This window comes from Pantoea stewartii subsp. stewartii (assembly GCF_008801695.1).
Lineage (GTDB): Bacteria > Pseudomonadota > Gammaproteobacteria > Enterobacterales > Enterobacteriaceae > Pantoea > Pantoea stewartii.
The window spans coordinates 1-1,586 of the sequence record NZ_VZPF01000191.1; the positions used below are offsets into that span (position 1 = coordinate 1).

The 1,586-nt window shown below is 42.9% G+C and carries 3 protein-coding genes and 1 pseudogene; 1 reads left to right on the forward strand and 3 read right to left on the reverse strand.

Annotated features, from left to right (window positions below):
• The 3 genes from F7Q90_RS26965 to F7Q90_RS27495 all read right to left on the reverse strand — a co-directional run.
• Nucleotides 1–192: hypothetical protein (locus F7Q90_RS26965; protein ID WP_151161154.1), on the reverse strand; the 192-nt coding region annotated here is incomplete at its 3' end.
• Between the two features lie 33 nt (nt 193–225).
• Complete coding sequence (locus F7Q90_RS25600; RefSeq protein WP_044243361.1) at nt 226–930, reverse strand: M91 family zinc metallopeptidase; 705 nt, start codon at nt 928–930, stop codon at nt 226–228.
• A gap of 143 nt (nt 931–1,073) precedes the next feature.
• Nucleotides 1,074–1,328, reverse strand: a complete 255-nt coding sequence (locus F7Q90_RS27495) for an OspG family effector kinase (protein WP_377776265.1) — start codon at nt 1,326–1,328, stop codon at nt 1,074–1,076.
• Nucleotides 1,329–1,412: 84 nt separating this feature from the next.
• On the opposite strand from F7Q90_RS27495, the pseudogene F7Q90_RS25610 reads away from it, so the two are divergent.
• Nucleotides 1,413–1,586 (forward strand): annotated as a pseudogene (locus F7Q90_RS25610) (IS630 family transposase); the annotation flags it as partial.

The window sequence follows — 1,586 nt, forward strand, 5'->3', positions numbered from 1 at the left end:
TTGGTAGAAAACGCTGATGCCAGACAGAACACCGTCATACGCAAGCATGTAATGCATTGATTTTATGTTATCTGAAACAACCGTTTTCATAGTACCACAGCATAAAATCCATTTATTCAACAAAGCCACTGATTTGACCTGCCATGGGGCAGACAGGTTGAGAATGTGGGCGTATAGCGATTTTTCATCCATATATGCAGATGAGTCCTCATATAAGCAATGTAGCTAAAGTAATGGATGCAGTTTTTCCCGTTGGAATCCCTGAGTTACTGTATTGTCATCATGAATGAGAGATGAATCGTGCGGGTAGAATGTTCTGCGGGGCACCCCAATCTCTTCCCGAAATTTATTTTCTGAAAGAACCTCTTCAGAAAAAGCGCCCAACCCAACAGTCCTGGCTTCTTCGAGCAAAAGTGGGGAATGTGTTTGTAATTCTGGTTGAGAACTCTCAACTTTCAGGCGCTCTCCATTTAAATTGTGGAAAACGTGGAGAAGTTCATGGAAAACAATGCACGCATGAAAGTCCACCAGGCTAATTCCTTGTCCACAGGGATATTCAACTGCATTCAGATTACAGTGAAAGTCGGAACCAGTTCCCCGGAAGTTTTCAGCATCCGTGTTGCAGTGTGCCATCACCCCTAACTCAGCAGAATCGAGATGTATTGCCAGTTTTTCTGATTTGAGTCGGGATGTTAATCCAATGCCGTTCAAAAGAGTACGTCCAGTGTTTGTGGATTCTATCTTATCGAGGGCAGCTTCAAGTTGCTGGTAGATTTTATGGTCGGTCCCGTGGAAACAAAGTTGTTGGTTGTTTTTTATCCAGAGTACGCTCGACATTTTTACAAGAGACTGAACGTCTGTGGCTGAAATCGAGTTCGAAGATGAGGGCAGATGTGATGGTAATACCAGATTAAGGGATGTAGGGCGCATTGATACCTCCTGAGGGTAAAAGCAAGCCAAGAGGATTATACCTGATTGGCAGTGTATGCCACCACAACAGGGGAAGACCCTTTTTTTACCATGCGAATGATTCTTCTCTGATCATGGTGACCACTTCATCCTCTACCCACTACCTATAAATATTTTCTGTTTAATAGTGAATAGAAATCATTCGTACGCATTTGTAAGCGTCGGTCGATAATCTCTTTATCATTTTTTGTTGCAGAGTAATATTCATTATAAATATCACGGAAATCTATTGGGAATAATCTTTCGCTTTCTTTGTCGTACAGCATATTACCTGTATTAAGATCGTAATGGATTATACCTAATTCATTCAGTTCACATATCAACCTCAAATAAAGACTCTCTAAATAACTGCTCGGAATAGTAGATCACTTAGAGGGAACTCAGTCCGGTTTATGCGATCTGATCAATCGCTGAATATCCCAAATCACCAGCCGGACTGAGCAATGTCGATCATAGCACCAATACCCAGAACCGAACGACGCCTGATGCAGAAAACTATCCATAAAACAAAGGACAAAAACCACGCCCGGCGGCTCACCGCCATGCTGATGCTGCATCGTGGTGACACCGTCAGTCATGTTGCCAGAACACTCTGCTGTGCCCGCTCATCGATTGGT

Excerpts from the sequence above, each read along its gene's own strand:
- F7Q90_RS25600 (WP_044243361.1), bottom strand. The coding sequence starts at position 930 with ATGCGCCCTACATCCCTTAATCTGGTATTACCATCACATCTGCCCTCA.